This is a genomic window from Bacillus sp. SG20033, from assembly GCF_044570195.1.
Lineage (GTDB): Bacteria > Bacillota > Bacilli > Bacillales > Bacillaceae > Bacillus > Bacillus subtilis.
In genome coordinates this window covers 3,121,574-3,147,320 of sequence record NZ_CP172606.1, presented here as the reverse complement: position 1 = coordinate 3,147,320, position 25,747 = coordinate 3,121,574, and the positions used below count along the sequence as shown (strand labels likewise).

Here is a 25,747-nt window from a genome sequence, read left to right as displayed (position 1 = left end):
AATGAATCAATGGATGGAACTCGCAGACCGGGTGCTGGCTGGAGCAGAAGTGACTGACGAAGAGGCGCTTTCAATATTACATTGTCCTGATGAAGATATTTTGCTATTAATGCATGGAGCTTTTCACATCAGAAAACACTTTTATGGAAAAAAAGTAAAGCTCAATATGATTATGAATGCGAAATCCGGGCTCTGCCCGGAAAACTGCGGCTATTGTTCACAGTCTGCGATTTCGAAAGCGCCGATTGAGTCTTACCGGATGGTGAATAAGGAAACGCTGCTTGAAGGCGCGAAGCGGGCGCACGATCTGAATATCGGCACATATTGTATCGTGGCAAGCGGCAGAGGGCCGTCTAACAGAGAAGTGGATCAGGTCGTAGATGCGGTTCAGGAAATTAAAGAGACGTATGGACTGAAGATTTGTGCGTGTCTCGGACTGTTGAAGCCAGAGCAGGCGAAGCGGCTCAAAGATGCCGGAGTAGACCGCTATAATCATAATTTGAATACGTCACAGAGAAACCATTCAAACATCACGACCTCACATACATACGATGACAGAGTCAGTACGGTTGAAATCGCAAAAGAATCGGGGCTGTCTCCGTGTTCAGGCGCCATTATCGGGATGAAGGAGACGAAACAGGATGTCATTGACATCGCCAAAAGCTTGAAGGCTCTTGACGCGGATTCCATTCCTGTGAATTTTTTGCATGCAATTGATGGCACGCCGTTAGAAGGCGTCAACGAATTAAACCCGCTGTATTGTTTAAAAGTGCTGGCGCTGTTCCGTTTTATCAATCCATCAAAAGAAATTCGCATTTCCGGGGGAAGAGAGGTCAATCTCCGCTCGTTGCAGCCATTAGGGCTTTACGCCGCAAACTCCATTTTTGTCGGAGATTACTTAACAACTGCCGGGCAAGAGGAGACGGAGGATCATAAAATGCTGAGTGATTTAGGCTTTGAAGTTGAATCAGTCGAAGAAATGAAGGCCAGTTTAAGTGCGAAAAGCTGAAAGAATCAATAAAAGCAATCGGTATGATGTCGATTGCTTTTATTTTTGAACAGAAAGGAGAAAATCACGTGACAATTGCATCGTCAACTGCATCTTCTGAGTTTTTGAAAAACCCATATTCTTTTTACGACACATTGCGAGCTGTTCATCCTATCTATAAAGGGAGTTTCTTAAAATATCCGGGCTGGTATGTCACAGGATATGAAGAAACGGCTGCTATTTTGAAAGATGCGAGATTCAAAGTCCGCACCCCGCTGCCTGAGAGCTCAACCAAATATCAGGACCTTTCACATGTGCAAAATCAAATGATGTTGTTTCAGAACCAGCCTGATCATAGACGATTGCGGACGCTTGCCAGCGGAGCGTTTACGCCGAGAGCGACAGAGAGTTATCAGCCGTATATCATTGAAACTGTCCATCATTTGCTTGATCAAGTGCAAGGTAAAAAAAAGATGGAGGTCATTTCGGACTTTGCTTTTCCTTTAGCAAGCTTTGTCATAGCTAACATTATAGGTGTACCGGAGGAAGATAGGGAGCAATTAAAGGAGTGGGCTGCGAGTCTCATTCAAACGATTGATTTTACCCGGTCAAGAAAGGCATTAATAGAGGGCAATCATATGGCTGTGCAGGCTATGGCATATTTCAAAGAGCTGATTCAAAAGCGAAAACGCCACCCTCAACAGGATATGATCAGCATGCTCTTGAAGGGGAAAGAAAATGATAAGCTGACGGAAGAGGAGGCGGCATCTACGTGCATATTGCTGGCGATCGCCGGACATGAGACAACGGTTAATCTCATCAGCAATTCAGTCCTTTGTCTGCTGCAGCATCCAGAACAGCTTTTGAAACTGAGAGAAAATCCAGATCTTATTGGTACCGCAGTCGAGGAATGTTTACGCTATGAAAGCCCCACGCAAATGACAGCCAGAGTTGCGTCAGAGGATATTGACATCTGCGGGGTGACGATCCGTCAAGGAGAGCAAGTCTATCTTTTGTTAGGAGCGGCTAATCGAGACCCTAGCATATTCACGAACCCCGATGTCTTCGATATTACGAGAAGTCCTAATCCGCACCTTTCATTCGGGCATGGCCATCATGTTTGCTTAGGGTCCTCGCTGGCACGATTAGAAGCGCAAATTGCGATTAACACCCTTCTGCAGCGAATGCCCAGCCTTAATCTTGCGGATTTTGAATGGCGGTATCGGCCGCTTTTTGGATTTCGGGCGCTTGAGGAGCTGCCGGTGACTTTTGAATAAGCCTAAGAATGTGAGTGCCAAAAAAGTGTCAGCCCCGCCGAAAATGGGCAATCTATAAAAAAGGGGAGTGAACATAGTGAAAAAAGTGCTGATCGCCGGCGGAAATGGTGTGATTGGGAGACTGCTTGCTGAAGGGCTGATTTCAGACTATGAAGTGACTGTGCTTGATAAAGATCATTTCGATGGTAAAGCCTCTTCCATTCAGGCTGACGCGGCAAATTATGAGGAGCTGTTGAAGAAGATTCCAAAAGATACGGATGCCATCTTGAATTTACTCGCTGTTAAAATCAAATACGATATTATGGACATCGCTGAGTTTGAAAAAATGACGGATGTTTTCTATAGGGCAAGCTATTATCTGTGCCGTGCGGCAGCGGAGATCGGCATTCAAAAGCTCGTGTTCGCCAGCAGCAATCATGTCACAGATGTATACGAAAAAGACGGGCGCTCGCTCTTAGGACGGGAAATCACAACAAGCGATTATCCGCTGTCAAAAAACTTGTACGGTGTATTAAAGCTGACCTCTGAACAGATCGGCCATTTGTTTTATTTGGAAAATAAGCTATCAGTAATCAACCTTCGAATCGGAACAGTCGTGACTGATGAAATGGATACGCTGCATGAAAAAGAACGGACGAAAAAGACACTGCTTTCTCACCCCGATCTGCTGTCGATTTTCAAAGCCGCTATTGAGACCAATATCCGGTACGGCACTTATTACGCCGTCTCTGATAATCCGGGCCGGCCATGGTCCATTGAATCTGCCGTGAATGAACTTGGGTTTTCGCCACAAATCAATACGGCCGAACTTCTGAACGGGGAGGAGAACGGAGCATAATCATTTTCTAAGATTATGCTCTTTTTCTTTTGTTATCGGTCTCAATTCGCGGAAGCCCCCGCCCGGCCGGGGACTCTGTTCAAATGATTATAGACATGGCAATCACAGATTTGCTACATTTTAGACACGATATCGTCACATGCTGAGCTCGGTTTTCAAAAATATGATAACGCTTACAAAGAGAGGTGGGAGCTATCGCACATTCACTGAAAAACCGTCTGTTTGATATGTTGATTTATGGTTTCTTGCTGATGTTCGCTTTAATATGCGTACTTCCGTTCATTCATGTCATCGCAGCATCCTTTGCCACAGTAGAAGAAGTCGTGTCGAAAACATTTATTTTAATACCGACCACTTTTTCGCTAGATGCTTATCGCTACATTTTTTCAACAGATATTATTTATAAGAGTTTGCTTGTTTCTGTGTTTGTGACAGTGATAGGCACTGCGGTCAGCATGTTTCTTTCATCACTGATGGCTTACGGGTTATCCCGCCGTGATTTAATCGGCCGGCAGCCGCTCATGTTTCTCGTCGTATTTACGATGCTGTTTAGCGGCGGCATGATTCCGACTTTCCTTGTGGTCAAATCGCTTGGATTGCTCGATTCTTACTGGGCGCTTATTTTGCCGACTGCCATTAATGCCTTTAACCTGATCATTCTGAAAAACTTCTTTCAAAATATCCCGTCAAGCTTGGAAGAGTCCGCGAAAATTGACGGGTGCAATGACCTGGGCATATTCTTTAAAATTGTGCTGCCGCTGTCTCTTCCTGCGATCGCAACGATTTCACTATTTTATGCGGTCACGTATTGGAACACGTATATGACAGCGATCTTGTACTTAAATGATTCAGCAAAATGGCCGATTCAGGTGCTCCTGCGCCAAATCGTCATTGTATCAAGCGGTATGCAGGGGGATATGTCTGAAATGGGGTCGGGCAGCCCGCCGCCTGAGCAAACCATTAAAATGGCGGTCATAGTGGTGGCGACCATCCCGGTTCTGCTTGTCTATCCGTTTATACAAAAGCATTTTGCAAAAGGAGCTTTGCTGGGATCTGTCAAAGGATAAAGAAATATGAAACGGAGGGGTACGATGGGAAACAAATGGAGGGTGCTTTTGATTGTGCTTGTACTAGTACTCGGCGGAGTGCTGGCGGGCTGTAAAGGGGCTGATCAGTCTTCGGCTGAAGGCAAAGCTGGCCCGGATTCAAAGGTAAAGCTATCTTGGATGGCGATTTTGTATCACCAGCAGCCGCCGAAAGACAGGGCGATTAAAGAAATTGAAAAGCTGACAAATACAGAACTCGACATCACCTGGGTTCCAGACGCGGTGAAAGAAGACAGGCTGAATGCAGCGCTTGCAGCCGGCAATCTTCCGCAAATCGTGACCATCCAGGATATTAAAAATTCGTCAGTCATGAATGCCTTCCGGTCAGGAATGTTTTGGGAAATCGGCGATTATATCAAGGATTATCCCAACTTAAACAAAATGAACAAACTCATTAATAAAAATGTGACAATTGACGGCAAGCTCTACGGGATATACAGAGAGCGCCCGCTTTCCAGACAGGGGATCGTCATTCGGAAGGACTGGCTGGACAATTTAAATTTGAAAACCCCGAAAACGTTGGATGAACTTTATGAAGTGGCCAAAGCATTTACGGAGGACGACCCGGACAAGGATGGGGAAGATAATACGATCGGGCTGACAGACCGTAATGACTTGATTTACGGTGCGTTTAAAACGATTGGCTCGTATGAAGGCATGCCGACAGATTGGAAGGAATCGGGCGGCAAATTCACGCCTGATTTCATGACACAGGAATACAAAGACACGATGAACTATATGAAAAAGCTGCGTGATAACGGGTATATGAATAAGGATTTTCCCGTCACAAGCAAAACCCAGCAGCAGGAGCTGTTTTCGCAAGGAAAAGCCGGAATTTATATTGGCAATATGGTAGATGCGGTCAATCTGCGCGACCATGCTTCTGATAAATCGATGAAGCTCGAGATCGTCAACCGCATAAAAGGCCCAGATGGGAAAGAGCGGGTATGGGCATCAGGAGGCCATAACGGCGTGTTTGCTTTCCCGAAAACGAGTGTGAAAACGGAAGCTGAGCTTAAACGGATCTTGGCTTTTTTTGACCGAATTGCCGAAGAAGATGTCTATAGCCTGATGACTTATGGCATTGACGGCGTTCATTACAACAAAGGTGAGGACAAAACGTTCACACGCAAAGAAAGCCAGGTAAAAGACTGGCAGACTGATATTCAGCCGCTGTCCGCTTTAATTGCCATTGATAAAGCCTACTTAAAAAACACTGGAGATCCGCTTCGGACGGCGTACGAGGAGCTGACCGAGGACAATAAAAAGATTATCGTCTCAAACCCGGCTGAAAGCCTTTATTCCGCATCGGAGTCGGAACGGGGGGATGAACTGAAGAAAATCATTGACGATGCGACTTATAAATATATGATTGGAGACATCACAGAAAGCCAGTTCGATAAAGAAGTGGAAAAATGGGAGTCAAGCGGAGGAAAACAAATTATTCAGGAATACGAAGAAGCATTTAAACAAACAAAATAATGTTGGAAAAACCCAAAACGCGCAAGCGGTTTTGGGTTTTTTACATGCTTCTTTTTTGCTGGCGGTAGTTTCCCGGTGTAATCCCTTCCAGCTTTTTAAATGATCTGATAAAATTTTGCGAGTTTTTATATTTCAGCTTTTCGGCAATGTCCTTGACCGCCATGTCGGTTTCGGCAAGCCAGCTTTTCGCCATATGGTGTCGGTAGCTTGAGACATACTCGCTGAATGAAATTCCCATTTCTTTTTTGAAAATGCTGCTTAAATAATTTGGGTTGTAATGCAGTCTGCGTGCGATTTCGTCCAGTGTCAATTCGGATTCAAACTCATGATGGATGATATGAATGATGTTGTCGGAAATATTTTTGTACTGGGCATCCGCGCGGGCGTTCACTTTGTCTGTCATCGGATCAATAAACTCATTCTTTAGCCAGTTTTCGGTATCCTCGAACGTTTTCAGCTCAAAAATTTGGTCATACAGCATTTTGTTTTCTTCAAGCTCAAACAATTCGATCCCGAGCACATGCATCAGCTCAATCACATGGTTCAAAAAACGGGCGATGGCGATTTGAAATTGATACGGGTTGGTGTTCTGGGTGAAGATGGCTTGCAAAATCGCGTGCAGGCATTTATCCGCTTTCTCCTTGTCTCCTGCTTTAACGGCATCGAACAGCTCATGCTGAAGCTGCTTTGGAAAATGGGTTTTGAAGGTTTTTTTCTGGTCAAGGTCTTCGTAAAAGATGATCGACTTGTTTTCCGCTTTAAGCCGGTATTTCAACGCTTCTGAGCCTTCCGCATAGGCTGTTTTCGCTTTTGTCAGCACATCAAACGGCTGGCTGATGCCGATGCTGACAGACAGCTGCAGCTCAGCTTCCGCTTTTTCCTGAATCATCCTTGCAGTCTCATTCAGCTCAGCTATGAATTCTTCTTTTGTCCCGCTTTGGTTGATCAAAATCGTCGCCTGCTGTTTGTCAACTACGGCGGGGGCAAGATGTTTGTCCGTCGGGATGCTGCGCTCAATCAGGCTGTTGACGGCAAACAAAAGCAGATCCATATCTTTTTTCTCATAAGGCGTATGATTCAGTGTGTCAATTTGGAGCACAAGCAGGGCAAGGTGCCGCCAATTTTGCTTTAAGCCGAGGCTTTTAAAGCGGTTATCAACCTCCTCATCCGTCAGTTTTCCAAGCATAAGCCTGACCATAAAATATTGCTGCAGATGAGTGGCCTGCTGCTTCATCGTTTCCTCAAGGTCGTCATTTCGGTCCTTCAGCTGCTTAAAGCTCTGTTCAATTAACTCAAATTCATTCTGAGGAGGCTGTTGCTTCTCTTGTATGGCTCCATGTCTTGCGAATGATTCGTAAAGCACCCTGATCGGCTTGTAAAAATGGCGGGAGCCCAGCCAAGAGAACAATAATGAAAGCGTTAACAAAATAAGGCATACTGCAAAAGTGATCCAGCCGATTGATTTGGCTTCTTTTTTTAGCTCAGGCAGGGAAACGAGAGAAAAATAAGTCCATGTATTATAGTCAGATTTTTGATAGGTGACTTTATAATGAATCCGGTCAATCACTGTTTCAAACTGTCCGCTATTGGCGTTTTGCGCCAGCACTTTTTGGACAAAGCCGTCGTTATGAAGAGATTCACCAACGTCAGACATATTGTTATGAAGGATGATGCGGCCTTTTTCATCGATGATAAACAGGTTGTTGGCGTTTGAATAGCCAGGCATATTTTTGACAAGCGAACAGCTCGGAATGCTTGCGGCGGCCAATCCTTTTGTATTTGTGCTGTTCAAAGGAAGCTGCTTAATTAAATTGATATTGTAGCGGCAGTTTTCTGCTGTGCCTTCTTTGGTTGAAATCAAATGATTGTTTTCCTCAAGCGTCCAATAGGAGCGGCTCGCTTTGTGTTTCGTGTACGCTGAGGCTGCTTCATGAAGAGTGTCTGTATTCAAACGGTACAAACCGGAATTGTTCATGTACCATTTTTTCGTATAACTGACTAACGTCATGTTGGACAGATCGGTATCAAAGCTTTGCAGATAATTGAGCTCTTGGTTCACTTGGTTATAGATTTGAAATTGGTCTGAGTGCAAAGGCTCGGACAATGTGCGAAGGAGAGGCGGCGAACTCACATAGTGGGTTAAAGAGTGATCGACGGTTTTCAATATATGCTCGATGCTTTGCTGGGTCTGCTGGAGTGTGTCGAATTTTTCCTCCGAAACGTTGGAAATAGCCGTTTTCTGAGAGTGCTCGTACGAAAACAATCCGACCAAAATAACCGGAATGGTGCTGAGCAGGCAGAAAAACGTGATCAGTTTGTAGTAAAACTTGTATTGGCTTCTTTTCATAAAACCCCCCATTTCATAACATCCACTTCACCTTAATACAATTAATCCAAAGATTGATAGATATTGTCAATAATCATTTTCTAATATCGGTGTCTTTTTTTCAGGTGGACCGGCTGAACCCTTGATTATAAAGGGATAAAACAGGATGTGATCATATGATTGTAGACGGACTTTTTCCTCTGCGCTACAGTGAATGCAAGAACCCGTGAAAGGAGGCTAGGAAAAAATGAAAACAGCAGCAGCGCAAGCGCCGGCTGTTGATACAGTCATTTTTAAAAAAGAAAAAAGAAAGCGCTTACTAAGTAAGCTGATTCAGCAAAAATATTTGTACTTGATGATTTTGCCGGGGTGTATTTATTTTTTGCTTTTTAAGTATGTCCCGATGTGGGGAATTGTGATTGCGTTTCAGGATTATCAGCCGTTCCTCGGCATTTTGGGCAGTGAGTGGGTGGGGCTGAAGCATTTTATCAGGCTGTTTACTGAGCCTACATTTTTTCTCTTGTTAAAAAACACGCTCGTGTTATTTGCTTTGAACCTGGCCATATTTTTCCCGGTGCCGATACTGCTGGCGCTTCTATTGAACGAAGTGCGGATTGCTCTCTTTAAAAAATTTGTTCAGACGCTGATTTATATCCCGCATTTTATGTCTTGGGTCATTGTTGTATCGCTTTCGTTTGTGCTTTTAACGGTAGACGGAGGCTTGATTAATGAACTGATTGTGTTTTTTGGCGGTGAAAAAATCAATTTTCTGCTGAACGAAGAATGGTTCCGGCCCCTGTATATTCTGCAGGTTATCTGGAGGGAAGCGGGCTGGTCGACGATCATTTATCTGGCGGCCATTACAGCGGTTGACCCCCAGCTGTATGAAGCGGCGAAAATGGACGGAGCGGGACGGCTGCGGCAAATGTGGCATATTACGCTGCCCGCCATTAAAAGCGTTATCGTCGTTTTGCTGATTTTGAAAATCGGAGACACGCTGGAGCTTGGCTTCGAGCATGTGTATTTGCTGCTAAATGCGACAAACAGGGAAGTGGCGGAAATTTTTGATACGTACGTTTATACTGCAGGGCTGAAACAGGGACAATTCAGCTACAGTACAGCAGTCGGTGTATTTAAAGCGGCGGTCGGGCTGATTTTGGTCATGCTTGCGAATCGTTTGGCGAAGAAATTTGGCGAGGAAGGAATTTATTAGGAAAGGGATGGGATCAATGGATCAATCAATCGCTGTAAAATCACCTCTTACGTACGCGGAGGCATTGGCAAAAACCATTATGAATACGTACACAGTCGAGGAGCTGCCTCCTGCAAACCGCTGGCACTACCATCAGGGTGTTTTCTTATGCGGTGTATTGCGGCTGTGGGAAGCAACCGGGGAAAAGCGGTATTTTGAGTATGCGAAGGCCTATGCAGATCTCTTAATCGATGATTATGGCAATCTATTATTTAGAAGAGATGAACTGGACGCCATTCAAGCGGGTCTCATTCTTTTTCCATTATACGAGCAGACGAAGGATGAACGGTATGTCAAAGCGGCAAAAAGGCTGCGCGGCTTATATGGAACACTGAACCGGACGTCTGAGGGCGGTTTTTGGCACAAAGACGGTTATCCATACCAAATGTGGCTTGACGGCTTATACATGGGGGGGCCGTTTGCACTGAAATATGCCAATCTGAAGCAGGAGCCGGAGCTGTTTGATCAGGTCGTGCTGCAGGAGTCATTGATGAGAAAGCATACGAAGGATGCAAAAACCGGACTCTTTTATCACGCCTGGGATGAAGCGAAAAAAATGCCTTGGGCCAATGAAGAGACAGGCTGTTCACCGGAATTTTGGGCACGTTCCATCGGCTGGTACGTCATGTCTCTTGCTGACATGATTGAAGAGCTTCCGAAGAAGCATCCAAACCGTCATGTGTGGAAAAACACGCTGCGGGACATGATGGAAAGCATCTGCCGCTATCAAGACAAAGAGACGGGGTTATGGTATCAGATCGTTGATAAGGGAGACAGGTCCGATAACTGGCTGGAAAGCTCAGGATCCTGCCTGTACATGTACGCAATCGCAAAAGGAATCAATAAAGGCTATTTAGACAGAGCTTACGAAACAACACTACTAAAAGCGTATCAAGGCTTGATTCAGCATAAAACCGAAACATCAGAAGACGGCGCGTTTCTCGTCAAAGATATATGTGTCGGAACGTCAGCCGGTTTCTATGACTATTATGTCAGCCGCGAAAGAAGCACAAACGATCTGCACGGAGCCGGCGCGTTTATTTTAGCTATGACAGAGCTGGAGACTCTTTTTAGGTCAGCTGGGAAATGACAAGAAGGATACGTACGGCTTTGTGTGTGATCGTCTCAGTGCTCTTTTTGGCATCATGCTCAAGCAGGCCGGACGGAATGCATGTCATCCTCTTTTCTGATATGCAGGCTGGCGTACAGGAAAAAATAAAAAAGGCCGTCGAGCAGAATGCCGGGAAGGTCGATATCTTTCCAGCTTTTCAAGAAAAACTGCTGACTGAAATTACCGCCCATGAGGGAGATGTTTTCATCGTGCCTGAAGACATGTTTCAAGCTTACGATGATCCGGAAAATTTTCAGCCGTTAAACGGATTGCCTCCTAAAAAAACATCTCCTTATACAACTGTTAATAAAAAAACAGGAGAAAAAACGATCTATGCCTTTCAGATCGAAAAAGGGAAAAAACAGCTGAACGGCTATTCTTTTCGATTGAATCGCAATATGGCGGCGTTTATTCCTGTGTATGCTGAAAAAACAGAGGAAGCGCTGCAGCTGATTTCTCAACTAACTGAAGCCCGATAGAGGTGAGGATATTGAAGAACATCGTCTTTTGCGGATTGAGCAGCAGAGCATTCAGTATGTTTATCAAACCGCTGTTGGAGCGGTTTTCAACTCATTATGAGATTACGGGATTGCTGGATGCCGATCCGAAACGTTTTGCTGTTTGCAAGAAGAAATTTCCCGAGCTGGCCCACGTGCCCGAGTTTAGCGAAGATGCTTTTGACGAGATGATGCGCGTGTCAAAGCCTGATATCGTCATTGTGGCAGGCAGGGACGATACGCATGTCACATATATTGTAAAAAGCCTTCAGTGGAATACAGATGTAATTACTGAAAAACCAATGGTGACAACAGTGCAGGATGCGAATCGGGTGCTTGAAGCGGAGGCCAAAAGCGAAGGAAAAGTCACCGTCGCGTTTAACTATCGCTACAGCCCGTTTCATCGGAAAATAAAAGAAATGATTCTGGACGGAAAAATAGGCAGGGTCACCTCCGTTGATTTAAATTGGTATATTGATACGTATCATGGCGCCAGCTATTTTAAACGCTGGAACAGGTCGAGACAGTTTTCCGGGGGTCTTTCTGTCCATAAATCAACACATCACTTTGATCTCGTCAATTGGTGGCTCGGGCAAAATCCGGAAGAGGTATTTGCTTATGGCGCCTTGAATTACTATGGGCCGGACAGTGAGTGGAACCCCTTGCCGGAAGAAGACGGGCGTTTTTGCGGGACGTGCCGGGTCAAAGAAAAATGCCACTACTATTCAAGGTGGCATCCCCGTTCCTCTAAAGCCTCTATAAAGGATGATCATCTCGAAGCAGGAGACCAGTCCAGCTTATATACTGCATACAGGCCTGACGCGTGTATTTTTGACGAGGAAATTGACATCGAGGATACGTACGTGGCGGCAGTCAAATATGATGGCGGCGCACTGTTAAGCTACTCGATTATTTTTTCGGCCCCGTATGAAGGCTACCGGCTGACGATCAACGGCACAAAAGGGCGTATTGAATCAAATGAATTTCACGAACCTTCCAGAATTCCGTTTGCTTTTCCTGAGCAGACAATTGAATACTATCCGCTTTTTGAATCAAAGCAGACGATACAAGTGGTCAAAAATGAAGGGGGGCATGGCGGAGGTGATCCGCTTTTGCTTGAGGATCTTTTTTTAGGGAAAGACCCGCTGCGCCGCTATGATATTTTAGCCGGGGCTGAAGCTGGAGCCTACTCCATCGCAGTTGGTGAGGGAATGTGGCGCTCGGTTGCCGAAAAGAAGCCGATCGGCATGAAAGAGCTTTTTCAGATGCAGAATGTATAATGCAAAAAAAGGAGGGGCGCCATGGAACATGATGGCTCACTGGGACGGATGCTGCGCTTTTGCGAATGGATCATGAGATTTGCGTATACAAACTTGCTGTGGCTGTTTTTTACGTTGCTCGGTCTCGGTGTGTTTGGCATCATGCCCGCGACCGCGGCTTTATTCGCTGTCATGCGGAAGTGGATCCAGGGGCAGGACAACGTTCCGGTGCTCAAAACGTTTTGGCAGGAATACAAGGGTGAATTTTTTCGTTCAAATCTGCTCGGCGCTGTACTGGCGCTCATCGGAGTGATCATTTATATTGATTTGGCCTTCATTTATCCAAGTCATTTCCTTCTGCACATCCTGCGCTTCGCCATTATGATATTTGGCTTTTTGTTCGTATCCATGCTTTTTTATGTGTTTCCGCTGCTTGTCCATTTTGACTGGAAAAAACGTCTGTATGTGAAATTTTCGCTCTTGCTCAGTGTGGCGTATTTGCAATATACGCTTGCTATGCTTGCGCTGACTGTTGCTCTCTTTTTCTTGCTTGCTTACCTGCCCGGCATTGTCCCTTTTTTCAGCGTCAGCCTTATCAGCTACTGCCATATGCGAATTGTTTATGCCGTGCTGCTGAAAGTGGAGCAGCAAGGCGGCGAGCCACAGAGGGAATCGAAAGCCTTTTATCCGGAAACGAGATAATCATCATTTCTCTATCATAACGCTGTTCCAAACGGAATAGATTGATAGAGAAAGGAGAGCGGATAAAATGCTGAAGGTAGCGGTATTTGATGAAGAGCATGAAAAAGACTTACAGACGGAAATCAATTCATTTTTAAAAGGGATATCGGAGGAGCAGCTGATTGATATCAAATATACGGTTTCGGCAGCGTGCGACCCAGACGGCGAGCAGCTTTACTGTTTTTCCGCCCTTATTTTATATCGCAAATAAAAAGATCTTCCCGCAGGCGCGGAAAGATCTTTTTTGTTAATATGCTTTTTTCACTCTTGGACTTCTCGGTTTATCGAGTTTCTCCGCTTTTTTGATCTCTCTTCTTTCTTTTGAGAGCGATTGATAGAGAGAGGCAATCATCAGCAGGATAACGATAGAAAACGGCAGCGCTGCCAGAATCGCTGTGTTCTGCAAAGCGGCAAGCCCTCCGGAATATAGGAGCACAGCGGCCATGGCGGACTGAATGATACCCCAGCTGAGTTTCACAGAATTCGCCGGATTTAAAGAACCGTACGACGTCTGCATGCCCAGCACGAATGTAGCTGAATCAGCTGACGTGATAAAGAATACTGCGATCAGAATCAATGCAAGGATCGATGTCACCATTGTCAGCGGATAGTGATCAAGTGTTCCGAACAGCATCGTTTCAGTGGACTGCTTTGCTACATTGAACGTGCCTTTTTGCTGGAGATCCATGGCTGATACGCCGAAAATGGAGAACCATAGAAATGTCAAAATACAAGGTGTCACCAAGACGCCGATTAAAAATTCGCGGATCGTCCGGCCTCTGGATACACGGGCGATGAAAATGCCGACAAATGGAGACCAGGAAATCCACCATGCCCAATAGAAAATCGTCCAGCTATTAATCCATTCGCGTTTTTCAGGATCATTCGGTGTCAGTCTGAAGCTCATTTGAACGATATTTTGAATGTATTGTCCGATAGAATCTGTAAATGAGTTCATGATCAGCACTGTAGGCCCGACAACGAGCATAAACAACATTAACAATCCGGCCAATACCATGTTTGTGTTGCTTAAATACTTAATTCCTTTTCCGAGTCCGCTCCACGCAGAAAGTAAAAAGAGCACTGTCACAATAATGATTAAAACCAATTGGACGATAAACGCATTCGGAATGCCGAACAGGTAATTCAAACCGCCGTTAATTTGGGTTGCGCCAAGACCAAGACTTGTTGACACCCCGACAACAGTGGCGAAAACTGCAATACAGTCAATGGCCTTTCCGATCGGTCCGTTTACTTTATCCCCGAGAATCGGTGACAGTGTGCTGCTGATTAACCCGGGTGCCCCTTTGCGGAATTGAAAATAGGCAATGCATAATGCCACAATGGCATAAATGGCCCAAGCGTGCAAACCCCAGTGGAAAAACGTATAGCGGAGTGCATCTCTGAAGGCTTGGGGGGTTTCTGTTTCACCTGATGGAGAGCTAATTGCGTAATGGCTGATCGGTTCAGCCGCACCGTAGAATACTAAGCCGATTCCCATGCCTGCGCTGAACAGCATGGCAAACCATGATAATAACCCGAATTCCGGTTTTTCATCAGGCTTTCCGAGTTTGATTTTTCCGATCGGGCTGAAAATCAAAAAGAGACAAAACCCGACAAACAAAGAGACAACTAAAAGATAATACCAACCAAATGAATCGGTAATAAATGCTTGTCCCGATTGAGACACATTTTGCAGGCTGTCAGGAGAAATAACACCCCATAATACAGCTGCAGCTGTGATTGCAATCACAATCCAAAATACACTAGATATATGTTTCAACATTTCTCACCCTCTAATTTTTTGTGTACGCCTATATCTTGCTCGCAGGCTTAGTATGGTCGTACGATGGCAGCTCATTCCTCTCTTAAAATTACCCCGCAATCAGGTGAAACAAAACAAGTCTCACCCTAACATGAATGCGGGGAATGTTCAAATGTGAGTTTGGCGGCAAGAGATTTAAAGAGTAATGATTAAGAACGGGCGTATTGCCCGGCATTTAGCCCTGCAAGCCTGCCTGTGACAAGGGCGGAGGTAATGTTGTATCCGCCTGTGTAGCCGTGGATATCCAGAATTTCACCGCAAAAATAAAGCCCCTCCATTTTTTTAGAAGCCATTTTTTTCGGGTCAATTTCTTTTACAGATACCCCGCCTCCCGTGACAAATGCCTTATCAAGCGACAGTGTGCCATTTGCGAGGACAGTAAACTGCTTGCAGTCCCTTACAAATTGTCTGAAAGGATCCTTCGGCAGCTCAGAAAACGATACGTTCGGAGAGATGCCGTTTTTTTCGAGCAGGAATAGGAGATAGCGCTCCTGCATCCAAGGCTTCAGCACGTTTTTAATGGTTTTTTTCGGTGCTTCCTTCAGTTCTTTATACATCTTTTGGAAAAGCGTTTCTTCATTGATATCCGGATACAAGTCGATTCTGATCGGCACTTGAGGCTCTTTTTTCAGCTCTTTTACGACAAATTGGCTGCATCTGAGAATGGCAGGTCCTGAGAGGCCGAAATGGGTAAACAGCATGTCCATTTTATGTGTGATAATCGGTTTGCCTTTTTTATTTAACACACTGACGGCTACATCTCTTAGTGATAAGCCCTGAAGTGTTTTTTGCTTAATGAACGGTTCGCCAGAAGTGACGGGAACCTCTGTCGGAAACAGCTCTGTTATGGTATGACCCGCGGCTTCAGCCCATTCATAGCCGTCTCCCGTGCTTCCGGTATGAGGCACGCTTTTACCGCCTACAGCGATAATGACTGCCTGGCTATGGATCATTTCGCCATTATTCGTCACAATCCCTGCTGCCTGTCCATCTTCATATAAAACAGATTTAATTTTCTCGTTCGTTCTGATTGTTACGCGGAGCTGCTTCAGCCTGTTTAACAGCGCGTCAACGACACTTTGGGCTTTGTCGGTCACAGGAAACATCCGGCCGTGATCCTCTTCCTTCAATTGAATGCCGAGGTTTTCAAAAAACTTGATAATGTCCTCATTATTAAATTCAGAAAACGCGCTGTATAAAAAACGCCCGTTGCCGGGGATGTGCTTGATAATTTCTTCCACAGGAAGGCGGTTCGTCACATTACAGCGGCCGCCCCCGGAAATCGCGAGTTTCCGTCCTAATTTATTTCCTTTATCTATCAGCAACACGCCAGCGCCCTGTTCTCCTGCTGCAATCGCAGCCATCAAGCCTGAAGGGCCTCCGCCGATTACGATTACGTCATATTGTTTCATCTTTATCATCAACTTTCTTTTCATTTCGTGTGCGGACACCCCGTCCGCAGTACTATTATAGCGAAAGAAAGCCGCTCCTTAAACGTCTTTTGCCGCGGACATGAATGTTCACAGGATTGCTTTTGTATTTATTACCGTCTAAATGCCCAGTTGTGGTAAAATAGAAAAGTTGAATCTTCGTAGAAAATGGTGATGAAGAAACATGTCAAGCAAACTTTTAAGAGGCACGTTTGTATTAACGCTCGGTACATATATATCGCGGATTCTGGGGATGGTCTATTTAATTCCCTTCAGCATTATGGTCGGGGCGACAGGCGGTGCATTATTTCAATACGGATACAACCAATACACTTTATTTTTGAATATTGCTACGATGGGCTTTCCGGCCGCTGTTTCTAAATTTGTTTCCAAATATAATTCAAAAGGGGATTATGAGACAAGCAGGAAAATGCTCAAGGCGGGCATGTCGGTTATGCTCGTCACAGGAATGATAGCCTTTTTCATTCTGTATCTATCGGCTCCGATGTTTGCGGAAATATCGCTGGGAGGCAAGGATAATAACGGCCTGACAATTGATCATGTCGTTTATGTCATCCGCATGGTCAGCTTAGCGCTTTTGGTCGTACCGATTATGAGCCTTGTCCGTGGATTCTTTCAAGGACACCAAATGATGGGTCCGACAGCTGTTTCCCAAGTCGTTGAACAGATTGTCCGCATCATCTTTCTATTGAGTGCGACATTCTTGATTTTGAAGGTTTTCAACGGCGGCCTTGTCATCGCTGTGGGCTATGCAACCTTCGCAGCGCTGATCGGTGCCTTCGGAGGGCTGGTCGTGCTTTATATTTATTGGAACAAACGGAAGGGCAGCCTGCTGGCGATGATGCCGAATACGGGTCCGACAGCAAACCTAAGCTACAAAAAAATGTTTTTCGAGCTGTTCAGCTATGCTGCTCCGTACGTTTTTGTCGGACTAGCCATCCCTTTGTATAACTATATTGATACAAATACGTTTAACAAAGCGATGATTGAAGCCGGTCATCAAGCCATCAGCCAAGACATGCTTGCGATTCTAACCCTATATGTTCAGAAGCTCGTGATGATCCCGGTTTCCCTAGCAACTGCTTTCGGACTGACATTAATTCCAACGATTACTGAATCGTTTACAAGCGGAAACTATAAGCTGTTAAATCAGCAGATTAATCAAACGATGCAGACGATCCTGTTTTTAATTATTCCGGCTGTTGTCGGGATCTCTCTATTGTCAGGACCGACGTATACGTTCTTTTACGGGTCAGAGAGCCTTCACCCTGAACTGGGGGCAAACATTTTGCTATGGTATTCGCCAGTCGCAATTCTGTTCTCTTTGTTTACAGTCAACGCAGCCATTCTGCAGGGCATCAATAAGCAAAAATTTGCGGTTGTCAGCCTTGTGATCGGCGTCGTGATCAAGCTTGTGCTGAATGTTCCGCTGATCAAGCTGATGCAGGCTGACGGAGCGATTTTAGCGACGGCGCTTGGATATATCGCTTCCCTTTTATATGGGTTTATCATGATTAAGCGCCATGCAGGCTATTCGTATAAGATACTAGTTAAACGAACTGTTTTGATGCTTGTCTTATCAGCCATTATGGGTATTGCCGTGAAAATCGTGCAGTGGGTATTAGGCTTCTTTATTTCCTATCAGGATGGCCAGCTGCAAGCTGCGATTGTTGTGGTGATCGCGGCCGCTGTTGGCGGAGCTGTCTACCTGTATTGCGGCTACCGATTAGGATTTTTGCAGAAAATTTTAGGCCGCCGTTTGCCAGGTTTCTTAAGGAAAGGCAGACATGCAGGCTGATGAACTAGATATGATGAAACTGAGGGCTCGCATGCTGCGGGCTTTCTTTTATAAAGGAGAGATTGGGAATGAGACTTGATAAGCTGCTTGCCAACAGCGGGTATGGTTCCAGAAAAGAAGTCAAAGCCGTTGTGAAGGCTGGAGCCGTGATGATCGACGGCAAACCTGCCAAAGATGTAAAGGCGCACGTTGATCCTGATACGCAGGAGGTGACCGTATACGGGGAACCGGTTGATTATCGAGAGTTCATTTATCTTATGATGAATAAACCGCAGGGCGTGCTGTCAGCGACTGAGGACAGCCGGCAGCAAACAGTGGTCGACCTGCTGACGCCGGAGGAGATGAGATTTGAGCCATTTCCAGCCGGCAGGCTTGATAAAGATACAGAGGGCTTTTTGCTGCTCACAAATGACGGGCAGCTCGCACATCGGCTCCTTTCTCCTAAAAAGCATGTTCCAAAAACGTATGAAGTCCATTTAAAATCACAGATTTCTCGGGAAGACATCTCCGATTTGGAAACGGGTGTCTACATAGAGGGCGGCTATAAAACAAAGCCGGCAAAAGCGGAAATCAAAACAAACGACAGTGGCAATACCGTGATATACCTGACAATTACAGAAGGAAAATACCATCAGGTCAAGCAAATGGCAAAGGCAGTTGGCAATGAAGTGGTTTATCTGAAACGGCTTTCGATGGGACGCGTTTCCCTAGATCCCGCTCTGGCACCCGGAGAATACCGTGAGCTGACAGAGGAAGAGCTTCATTTGCTCAATGAGCCGCAAGCATGACAAAAACCCCGCATACCGAATGCGGGGTTTTATTTATAAGCACACAAAAACAAGGCTCAGTAGTTTCTTCGCCCTATTATCTATCGGGCCGCTCTCAGGCGGCCCTATGTAATTTTTCAATTTATGAGGTAATCTTTACTTTCTTTCTCGTTGTCTCCCACTTGCCACGGCTTGGACTATGAACAAGATCATTATATGCCAACACATTTAAGTCTCTTTGAATCGTTCTAGGTGTAATGCCGAATTCGTCAACCAGTTCCTGTGTTGTCACAAGACCTTTTTCTTGGATAAACATGTAAACTGATTTGATTCGAGTTAGCATACGGTTTGTTGAAGGTTTCAAAAAACCACTCCCTATCATAAGATCGGATGGACTTGACTAACCACAACTCACGACTATCAACTGCGTACGAAATAGCAACAAAGGCAGACATCTGTAATTGTTAAAATAATTCGCCCTCATTATACACGATATTGCAGTGATGAATCTAGGGATAACTCCTATTAATTTTTTCCAATTTTAGTTGGGCAGCCATCCTTGTTGGATTACTATGTATTTCGGCTCAATATTATTATGGTTAAAGAAACTTTTTTTATTCTGTTTCGTAGTAAATTTTGGAGGTGGGTGAGATTTGACAAAATTACTTGAGGCTTCGATAGAGCAGGCCGGGTATACAAGCCGAAAAAAAGTGCTCACCGATGTTTTTCTGGAAGTCAGAAAAGGGGAACTAGTTGGACTGATCGGAGCTAACGGCGCCGGAAAAAGCACCGCAATCAAGGCGATACTCGGCCTTTCAGAAGATTTTAAAGGGCGTATTGCCTGGAACGACTGTTCATTTGCATATATTCCGGAGCATCCGTCCTTCTACGAAGAACTGACGCTGTGGGAGCATTGGGATCTGATCAACACACTTCACGGCATTGAAGAGAGGGAATTTGCGCATCGGGCCCAAAGCCTGCTGCAGACGTTTTCGCTTGATCATGTCAAACATGAGCTTCCTGTCACCTTTTCGAAGGGCATGCAGCAAAAACTAATGCTTATCCAGGCCTTTCTCTCTAAGCCGGATATGTATGTGATTGATGAACCGTTTATCGGCCTTGATCCGATATCGACGAAACGCTTTGTGGACATGCTTAAGGCTGAAAAAGAACGTGGAGCCGGAATTCTTATGTGCACGCATGTACTCGATACCGCGGAAAAAATCTGTGACCGGTTTTATATGATTGAGAAAGGTTCATTATTTCTCCAAGGCACGTTAAAAGATATTCAGGACAAGACCGGATTAGAGGGGCAGTCATTGCTTGACTGTTTTTATAAGGCAGTTCAAGGTGATCGGCCATGAACGGGCGTACGCTCTTTTTTCGAAGGCTGTTTGACTATTACAAGTATCAGTTTAAAGTGTTGCATGCGGTCATTGACTGGACAGTCGCTCTCTATATTGTTTTGCCGGCGATGGCTTTTGTCATCTATCAGTATATTGATTTGATGAATGGAAGAGGCCTTCTTTATGAGTGGTCTGAAGTGGCGGAGTGGAGATGGCTGTACGCTGTGTGTGGGCTGATCATGTTTACAGGCTCGATTCGTACATTTTTAATGGAAGCGGACAAAGTGTTTTTGCTGCAAAAGAAAGAAATCATCTATGAGCTCAAACGGTACGCGCTTTTGTATTCTTTTCTGGTCACGATGGCAAAATGGCTGCTTCTCTTTTTTATTGTCCTTCCCTTGATCAGTCATTCTGTTCACATCACATTCGCAGAAAGCACTGCTCTATTGTGTTATTTGTTTGGCCTTCATATATTCTTTTTATCCTTAAAGCAAGACAGGATCAGAAAGCCGCGCTCTATTTCGAGATGGATTGGCGATATCCTTGTCAGAGCTATTCTTTTTGCTGGTTCTGCTATCCTGATTGTTTTTACTGAGCGGCATTTGCTTGCGCTTTTTGGCATTTTATTTTTGCTTTTCTCAGTTATCCGCAGTTTGAAAAAGACGGCTTCGTTCACGGCTTTTGAAGCTGAGGTGACTGAAGAGAAAAAAAACAGGCTTGCCCTTGCAGGACTTGTGATGATGATGAGTCAGGAGGCGGGAATGCCAAAAGTAAAAGACAGGATGAGAAGAAAACCGTTATTATACCGAAATTCAAAAAGGATATTTAAAAGGCGAACGATCTGCACAGGCTATAAGGAATTGTTTTTTAAAGTCATGCTGAGGAATGGCGAGTATGCGAGGCAGATGTACATGCTATTGTCAGCTTTCACCGTTCTCATATTTGTTTCCCCAATTTGGCTGAAGGTGATTGCGCTGCTGGTATATACAGGGGTTTGCCGTTATATCCTGATGCTTATTTTTGACAAGGTCATGGATGCCCCTTTTTTAATTGGCACCGATAAGGAAAGTGATGAATATTATCGGGCCAGAAAAAGCTGTATCAATATCCTGCACTATACGTTTGCCGCCTGTTGTTTTTTAGCGGCCGCTGTCTCTTTATTGTTTACATAAAAAACCCAAACGGCGACGTTTGGGTTTTTCTGTATGCATTATAAAATAAACAGCTGGATGAAAAACAGAATGGCGAAAACGATGACGAGCGGATGAATCTCTCTCCATTTTCCCCGCGCTGCTTTTACGATCGGATACGAAATAAAGCCAAGCGCGATTCCTGTAGAAATGCTCGAGGTCAAAGGCATGGCTAGAATGACGAGAAACGCAGGAAATGCCTCGTCCATCTCTTTCCAATTCATATTGGAAACTGAGCCCATCATCAGGCTGCCGACGATAATCAAAGCAGGAGAAGTGATGGCGGCTATACCGGACAAGGCGCTGACAAGCGGACTGAAAAACATTGAAGCCGCAAACATCACCGCGACAGTCAAAGCCGTAAGCCCCGTTCTTCCCCCGGCTGCGACACCGGCGGAAGATTCGATAAATGCGGTCGTCGGACTTGTGCCGAAAACAGCTCCTACTGTCGTCGCGGTTGAATCAGCAAGCAGCGCTTTTCGCACGTTCGGCAGCTTGTTGTTTTTCATCAGCCCGGCTTGCTCGGCAACTCCGATCATCGTGCCTGTCGTATCAAAAATGGTGACTAATAGAAAAGAAAAGACGACAGCGTACAGGCCGTGATGAATGACATCGCCAAAAGCGGTAAATGGATTTGAGATCATCAATCCTTCCGGCAAATGAGGAAGCGACATAAATCCCTTTGGAAAATGGAGCTGACCGGTGAAAAAGGCGATCAAAGCGGTAGCTGCCATTCCGATAAATAAAGCGCCGCTTACATTCAGCACCATCAGGACCACGCTGATCAAAAGGCCAACCAGCGTTAAGATAACACCAGGTGAATGCAGATTGCCGAGAGTGACCAGGTTTGACTCATCAGCTGCCACAATGCCCGCTTGACGCAAACCGATAAAAGCAATAAACAGCCCGATCCCTGTTGTGATCCCGTATTTTAAATTGTTTGGAATCGCTTCTATAAGTTGTTTTCTTAAAGGCGTTAACGATAGAATAATGAAGAGAACCCCTGCTGTAAATACTGCGCTGAAAGCTGTTGCGTACGTGATGCCGCCATCGCTTGCGCTTACGACATGAAAGGCTAAATAAGCGTTCAAGCCCATGCCGGGCGCAATAGCAATCGGATAATTTGCTGCCAGGGCCATCCACAGCGTTCCGACAATGGAGGCAATAATCGTTGCGGTGAACACCTGGTCGAAAGGAACCCCGGCGTTAGCCAGAATGACCGGATTGACCACGACGATATAGACCATTGTGAAAAAGGTCGTCAGCCCTGCTATGATTTCTTGCTTTATGGATGTTTGCTGCTCTTTTAGATGAAACATAGTATCCTCCAATTACGAACGTTTTAACAAAACACCATTAATATTATTCGTTTTATTTGGTTTTTGCAAGTCATTTCTTGCGGAAAGGGGATCATTATGAACTGGGAAGTTGAAGTGATCAGAAAAAAAGAGGATTTAATTCGTGATACGCAGGAATTTTTGAGAATCAACAGTGTCATGGACGAAACAACCGCCGGACCCGGTAAACCGTTTGGAGAAGGGGTAAACGCCAGCCTGACTTCATTGCTGGAGCTTGGAGAAAAAGAAGGATTTATAACAAAAAATCTTGATGGCTTCGCAGGTCATATTGAATGGGGAGAGGGCGATGACATTATCGGCGTACTTTGCCATGTTGACGTCGTGCCGCCGGGAGATGGATGGACGAGTGATCCATTTTCAGCTGAAATCCGCAACGGACGGATTTATGCAAGGGGCGCCATTGATGACAAAGGCCCGACAATGGCGGCATTCTACGCGCTGAAAATCGTGAAAGACATGAATTTGCCCCTGTCCAAGCGAGTCAGAATGATTATCGGAACAGATGAAGAAAGTGATTGGAGATGCGTAGAGCATTATTTCAAGCATGAAGAAATGCCAACAATGGGCTTTGCGCCTGACGCCGATTTTCCAATCATTAATGCGGAAAAAGGGATCATCGATGCTTCTTTACTTATACCGCACCGCCCAAATCAAGCAGAACCAAAGGCAGTGCTTGTCTCGTTTCAATCAGGCCTTCGCTTAAACATGGTGCCCGACGCTGCGGAAGCTGTCATTGAAGGGCCGAAAAAAGAAGAGATTCTGTCTTCATTTAAAGACATGCTCCGCACGACGGATCAAAAAGGGGAAGCTGCAATAGAGAACGGACAGCTCATTTTGCGTATGTACGGTCTTTCCTGCCATGCAATGGAACCGAACAATGGGATCAATGCCGGCATTTTATTGTGCGAATTTCTCCAGCAAACTGAGCTTGACGATGCAGGAAAGCAGTTTGTGCAAGTTGTGACAGATAAGTTCTCAGGTGATACAAGAGGAAAGAAACTGGACATCGACTGTGAGGATGAAATCAGCGGTGAGCTGACATTAAATGTCGGAACACTGCGCTATAAAGAAGGGCAAGGAGGCGAGCTCGGGATCAATATTCGCTATCCTGTGACAGCGGAAAGCAAAGTGATCCGCGATGCATTCGAAAGCGCATCTGAATTTGAGCTGGGAGAATTCAAAGACAGCAAGCCGCATCACGTGTCCGCAGATCATCCGTTAGTCAAAACCCTGCAAAAGGTTTACGAAGGCCAGCTGGGTAAAAAAGCTGACTTAATCTCAATCGGCGGGGGGACATATGCGAGATCCTTAAAAGCCGGTGTCGCGTTCGGCCCGCTGTTCCCCGGACGCCCTGACAGCGCACACCAAAAGGATGAATATATCGAAATTGATGACCTGCTGAGATCGACAGCGTTATATGCTCAGGCCATTTACGAGCTTGCAAAATAAAAGGACCGGCTTCTGCTGAAGCCAGTCCTATTTTTAAATAAATGACCATAAATCAGTTGATAAGTACCGTTCTCCTGTATCAGCTGTCATGCAGACCACAACTTTGTCAGGAGAGAGGCGTTTCGCTGTTTCGATTGCCGCGAAGCAGGCAGCGCCTGATGAAGGACCGACAAGAATTCCTTCTTCAGCAGCAAGCCGTCTTGTCGTTGTATACGCGTCTTCATCGGAGATTTTGATAATTTCATCATAAACGTCTTCATTTAAAATCGGCGGTATAAAGCCTGGGCTCGTTCCTACTAGTTTATGCGCGCCAGGTTTTCCGCCGGATAATACAGGCGAACCCGCTGGCTCAACAACATGAACCGTGATATCCGGAAAAAGCTCTTTGAGCGCCTCACCTGTTCCGGTAATGGTTCCGCCCGTTCCAGAGGAGGCGACAAAAGCGCCGAGCGGTTTTCCGATTTCCTCTATTGCCCGGGCGATTTCAGGCGCTGTTGTTTTCCGGTGCGCATCAGGATTGGCAGTGTTATCGAACTGCATTGGAATATAGCTGTTCGGAATTTGTTCGGCAAGCTCCTTCGCTTTTTTGATGCTGCCCGGCATTCTTTCCTCTCCGGGAGTTAATACAACCTCTGCACCGTAAGCTTTAAGCAGGTTGATCCGTTCCTTCGTCATCGTATCAGGCATCACTAAGATTGCTTTATATCCGCGTGCTGCCGCATTCATGGCGAGCCCGATTCCGGTATTTCCGCTTGTCGGCTCTATAATAACTGATCCCGGCTTGAGTAAACCGTTTTGTTCAGCTTCTATGATCATTTGATAAGCGGCTCTGTCTTTCACACTGCCGCTCGGATTGAAAAATTCAAGCTTTAAATAGACTTGTGCCGCATTTTCCGGCTGAAGCCGATTCAATCTCACTAGCGGTGTGTCTCCTATCAGATCAGCTGTGTTTGCAACGATTTTCAACATTGTCATTCCTTTCTGAATAAAACAAGTGTCATATAATATCCTAACATAATAAACGTTTGTGCGAGAGTGTTTTCATACACTGTTCCTCTATCCGCACAGCCTCTTTATTGATAAAATAATAGCTGTCAAAGAAGGGAGTGTCAGACGGATGCCAGATATACGGCCTCATTATTTCATCGGCGTTCCCATACCTGAGGGAATTGCAAATCCGATCTACCAGGCTGCGAAAAACGAACCGGTATTGACGTTTCAAAAATGGGTGCACCCGCTTGACTATCATATCACGTTAATTTTTCTCGGAGCGGCGGATGAGACACAAATAAAGAAGCTTGAAGGTTCGCTAGCAGAGATTGCTTCAGAAATTGACCCATTTTCAATTGAGTTTGGCAAGATAGATGTATTCGGCGACCGCAGAAGGCCGCGCGTTTTACATCTGGAGCCAAAGAAAAACAAAACGCTTGAAAGACTGCGGGAACATACGAAGCAGGCTGTACTTCAGGCCGGCTTTCAAGTGGAAAAAAGACCGTATCATCCTCATATGACGCTGGCAAGAAAATGGACAGGCGAAGATGGATTTCCAGCTCATGTTCCGTTTGAAAGCGGCGAGGTTTCGATGATGGCTGAACGATTTTCGCTCTTTCAAATACACTTGAACCAATCACCAAAATACGAGGAAATATTCAAATTTCAATTATCTTAATTCATTGCGGAGTGGAG

Annotated in this window: 23 protein-coding genes; 17 read left to right on the top strand and 6 right to left on the bottom strand. The window is 45.3% G+C overall.

What is annotated here, in order from left to right; translation table 11 throughout:
- Position 1 precedes the first annotated feature (1 nt).
- From bioB to ACFVP7_RS16595, 5 genes are all read left to right on the top strand, one after another.
- Positions 2 to 1,009: a biotin synthase BioB gene (gene bioB, locus ACFVP7_RS16615; RefSeq protein ID WP_024572241.1), complete on the top strand. Its 1,008-nt coding sequence runs from the start codon at positions 2 to 4 to the stop codon at positions 1,007 to 1,009.
- 68 nt (positions 1,010 to 1,077) lie between these two features.
- The gene (gene bioI, locus ACFVP7_RS16610; RefSeq protein ID WP_396582518.1) at positions 1,078 to 2,265 is read left to right on the top strand and encodes a biotin biosynthesis cytochrome P450; all 1,188 of its coding nucleotides are present in this window, start codon (positions 1,078 to 1,080) and stop codon (positions 2,263 to 2,265) included.
- A gap of 76 nt (positions 2,266 to 2,341) precedes the next feature.
- A complete protein-coding gene (locus tag ACFVP7_RS16605) occupies positions 2,342 to 3,103 on the top strand; it encodes an NAD(P)-dependent oxidoreductase (protein WP_077671496.1) in 762 nt (253 codons plus the stop codon).
- Positions 3,104 to 3,309: 206 nt separating this feature from the next.
- Positions 3,310 to 4,170 carry a carbohydrate ABC transporter permease gene (locus ACFVP7_RS16600; protein WP_015251420.1) on the top strand — a complete coding sequence of 287 codons (861 nt, stop codon included), beginning with the start codon at positions 3,310 to 3,312 and terminating at the stop codon, positions 4,168 to 4,170.
- A gap of 24 nt (positions 4,171 to 4,194) precedes the next feature.
- Positions 4,195 to 5,691 carry an extracellular solute-binding protein gene (locus tag ACFVP7_RS16595; protein WP_396582515.1) on the top strand — a complete coding sequence of 499 codons (1,497 nt, stop codon included), beginning with the start codon at positions 4,195 to 4,197 and terminating at the stop codon, positions 5,689 to 5,691.
- 40 nt (positions 5,692 to 5,731) lie between these two features.
- On the opposite strand, the gene ACFVP7_RS16590 is transcribed toward ACFVP7_RS16595, so the two are convergent.
- Positions 5,732 to 8,050 carry a helix-turn-helix domain-containing protein gene (locus ACFVP7_RS16590; protein ID WP_338730698.1) on the bottom strand — a complete coding sequence of 773 codons (2,319 nt, stop codon included), beginning with the start codon at positions 8,048 to 8,050 and terminating at the stop codon, positions 5,732 to 5,734.
- Positions 8,051 to 8,264: 214 nt separating this feature from the next.
- On the opposite strand from ACFVP7_RS16590, the gene rmgP reads away from it, so the two are divergent.
- The 6 genes from rmgP (at position 8,265) to ACFVP7_RS16560 (ending at position 13,088) form a co-directional block, all read left to right on the top strand.
- Positions 8,265 to 9,230, top strand: a complete 966-nt coding sequence (rmgP, locus tag ACFVP7_RS16585) for a polygalacturonan/rhamnogalacturonan ABC transporter permease (protein WP_338730697.1) — start codon at positions 8,265 to 8,267, stop codon at positions 9,228 to 9,230.
- A gap of 7 nt (positions 9,231 to 9,237) precedes the next feature.
- Positions 9,238 to 10,359, top strand: coding sequence for an unsaturated rhamnogalacturonyl hydrolase (gene rmgQ / locus ACFVP7_RS16580; protein WP_338734171.1), 1,122 nt, complete (start codon positions 9,238 to 9,240; stop codon positions 10,357 to 10,359).
- Positions 10,356 to 10,859, top strand: a complete 504-nt coding sequence (rmgS, locus tag ACFVP7_RS16575) for a rhamnogalaturonan transport/degradation protein RmgS (protein ID WP_338730696.1) — start codon at positions 10,356 to 10,358, stop codon at positions 10,857 to 10,859. The genes rmgQ and rmgS overlap by 4 nt, the downstream gene beginning before the upstream one ends.
- An 11-nt stretch (positions 10,860 to 10,870) precedes the next feature.
- Positions 10,871 to 12,157 carry a Gfo/Idh/MocA family protein gene (locus ACFVP7_RS16570; RefSeq protein ID WP_128993295.1) on the top strand — a complete coding sequence of 429 codons (1,287 nt, stop codon included), beginning with the start codon at positions 10,871 to 10,873 and terminating at the stop codon, positions 12,155 to 12,157.
- 21 nt (positions 12,158 to 12,178) lie between these two features.
- Positions 12,179 to 12,838 carry a YesL family protein gene (locus ACFVP7_RS16565; RefSeq protein ID WP_338730695.1) on the top strand — a complete coding sequence of 220 codons (660 nt, stop codon included), beginning with the start codon at positions 12,179 to 12,181 and terminating at the stop codon, positions 12,836 to 12,838.
- Between the two features lie 67 nt (positions 12,839 to 12,905).
- A complete protein-coding gene (locus ACFVP7_RS16560) occupies positions 12,906 to 13,088 on the top strand; it encodes a sporulation protein Cse60 (protein WP_003223398.1) in 183 nt (60 codons plus the stop codon).
- A gap of 36 nt (positions 13,089 to 13,124) precedes the next feature.
- On the opposite strand, the gene opuD is transcribed toward ACFVP7_RS16560, so the two are convergent.
- The gene (gene opuD / locus ACFVP7_RS16555; protein ID WP_338730694.1) at positions 13,125 to 14,663 is read right to left on the bottom strand and encodes a glycine betaine transporter OpuD; all 1,539 of its coding nucleotides are present in this window, start codon (positions 14,661 to 14,663) and stop codon (positions 13,125 to 13,127) included.
- Between the two features lie 188 nt (positions 14,664 to 14,851).
- Positions 14,852 to 16,114 (bottom strand): NAD(P)/FAD-dependent oxidoreductase, encoded by a 1,263-nt coding sequence (locus ACFVP7_RS16550; protein ID WP_338734170.1) that lies wholly within the window; start codon positions 16,112 to 16,114, stop codon positions 14,852 to 14,854.
- Positions 16,115 to 16,316: 202 nt separating this feature from the next.
- Here ACFVP7_RS16550 and murJ point away from each other — a divergent pair, with 202 nt between their 5' ends.
- Both murJ and ACFVP7_RS16540 read left to right on the top strand, forming a co-directional pair.
- Positions 16,317 to 17,951, top strand: coding sequence for a lipid II flippase MurJ (gene murJ / locus ACFVP7_RS16545; protein WP_014480588.1), 1,635 nt, complete (start codon positions 16,317 to 16,319; stop codon positions 17,949 to 17,951).
- A 68-nt stretch (positions 17,952 to 18,019) separates the two neighbouring features.
- A complete protein-coding gene (locus ACFVP7_RS16540; protein ID WP_017695479.1) occupies positions 18,020 to 18,739 on the top strand; it encodes a pseudouridine synthase in 720 nt (239 codons plus the stop codon).
- A gap of 121 nt (positions 18,740 to 18,860) precedes the next feature.
- On the opposite strand, the gene ACFVP7_RS16535 is transcribed toward ACFVP7_RS16540, so the two are convergent.
- Positions 18,861 to 19,082 carry a DeoR family transcriptional regulator gene (locus ACFVP7_RS16535; protein WP_003152337.1) on the bottom strand — a complete coding sequence of 74 codons (222 nt, stop codon included), beginning with the start codon at positions 19,080 to 19,082 and terminating at the stop codon, positions 18,861 to 18,863.
- 289 nt (positions 19,083 to 19,371) lie between these two features.
- Here ACFVP7_RS16535 and ACFVP7_RS16530 point away from each other — a divergent pair, with 289 nt between their 5' ends.
- Positions 19,372 to 20,082 carry an ABC transporter ATP-binding protein gene (locus ACFVP7_RS16530; RefSeq protein ID WP_338730693.1) on the top strand — a complete coding sequence of 237 codons (711 nt, stop codon included), beginning with the start codon at positions 19,372 to 19,374 and terminating at the stop codon, positions 20,080 to 20,082.
- Positions 20,079 to 21,236, top strand: coding sequence for an ABC transporter permease (locus ACFVP7_RS16525; protein WP_338730692.1), 1,158 nt, complete (start codon positions 20,079 to 20,081; stop codon positions 21,234 to 21,236). Before ACFVP7_RS16530 ends, ACFVP7_RS16525 begins: the two co-directional genes overlap by 4 nt.
- Before the next feature lie 38 nt (positions 21,237 to 21,274).
- Here ACFVP7_RS16525 and pbuO read toward each other — a convergent pair whose 3' ends face one another.
- Complete coding sequence (gene pbuO, locus ACFVP7_RS16520) at positions 21,275 to 22,573, bottom strand: hypoxanthine/guanine permease PbuO (RefSeq protein WP_014480583.1); 1,299 nt, start codon at positions 22,571 to 22,573, stop codon at positions 21,275 to 21,277.
- Positions 22,574 to 22,669: 96 nt separating this feature from the next.
- Here pbuO and pepV point away from each other — a divergent pair, with 96 nt between their 5' ends.
- Positions 22,670 to 24,061 carry a dipeptidase PepV gene (gene pepV / locus ACFVP7_RS16515; RefSeq protein WP_396582510.1) on the top strand — a complete coding sequence of 464 codons (1,392 nt, stop codon included), beginning with the start codon at positions 22,670 to 22,672 and terminating at the stop codon, positions 24,059 to 24,061.
- A 33-nt stretch (positions 24,062 to 24,094) separates the two neighbouring features.
- On the opposite strand, the gene cysK is transcribed toward pepV, so the two are convergent.
- Entirely contained in the window at positions 24,095 to 25,030 is a 936-nt protein-coding gene (gene cysK / locus ACFVP7_RS16510; protein ID WP_003229237.1) for a cysteine synthase A, read from the bottom strand.
- A 148-nt stretch (positions 25,031 to 25,178) separates the two neighbouring features.
- On the opposite strand from cysK, the gene thpR reads away from it, so the two are divergent.
- Positions 25,179 to 25,730, top strand: a complete 552-nt coding sequence (thpR, locus tag ACFVP7_RS16505; RefSeq protein WP_338730690.1) for an RNA 2',3'-cyclic phosphodiesterase — start codon at positions 25,179 to 25,181, stop codon at positions 25,728 to 25,730.
- Positions 25,731 to 25,747 lie beyond the last annotated feature (17 nt).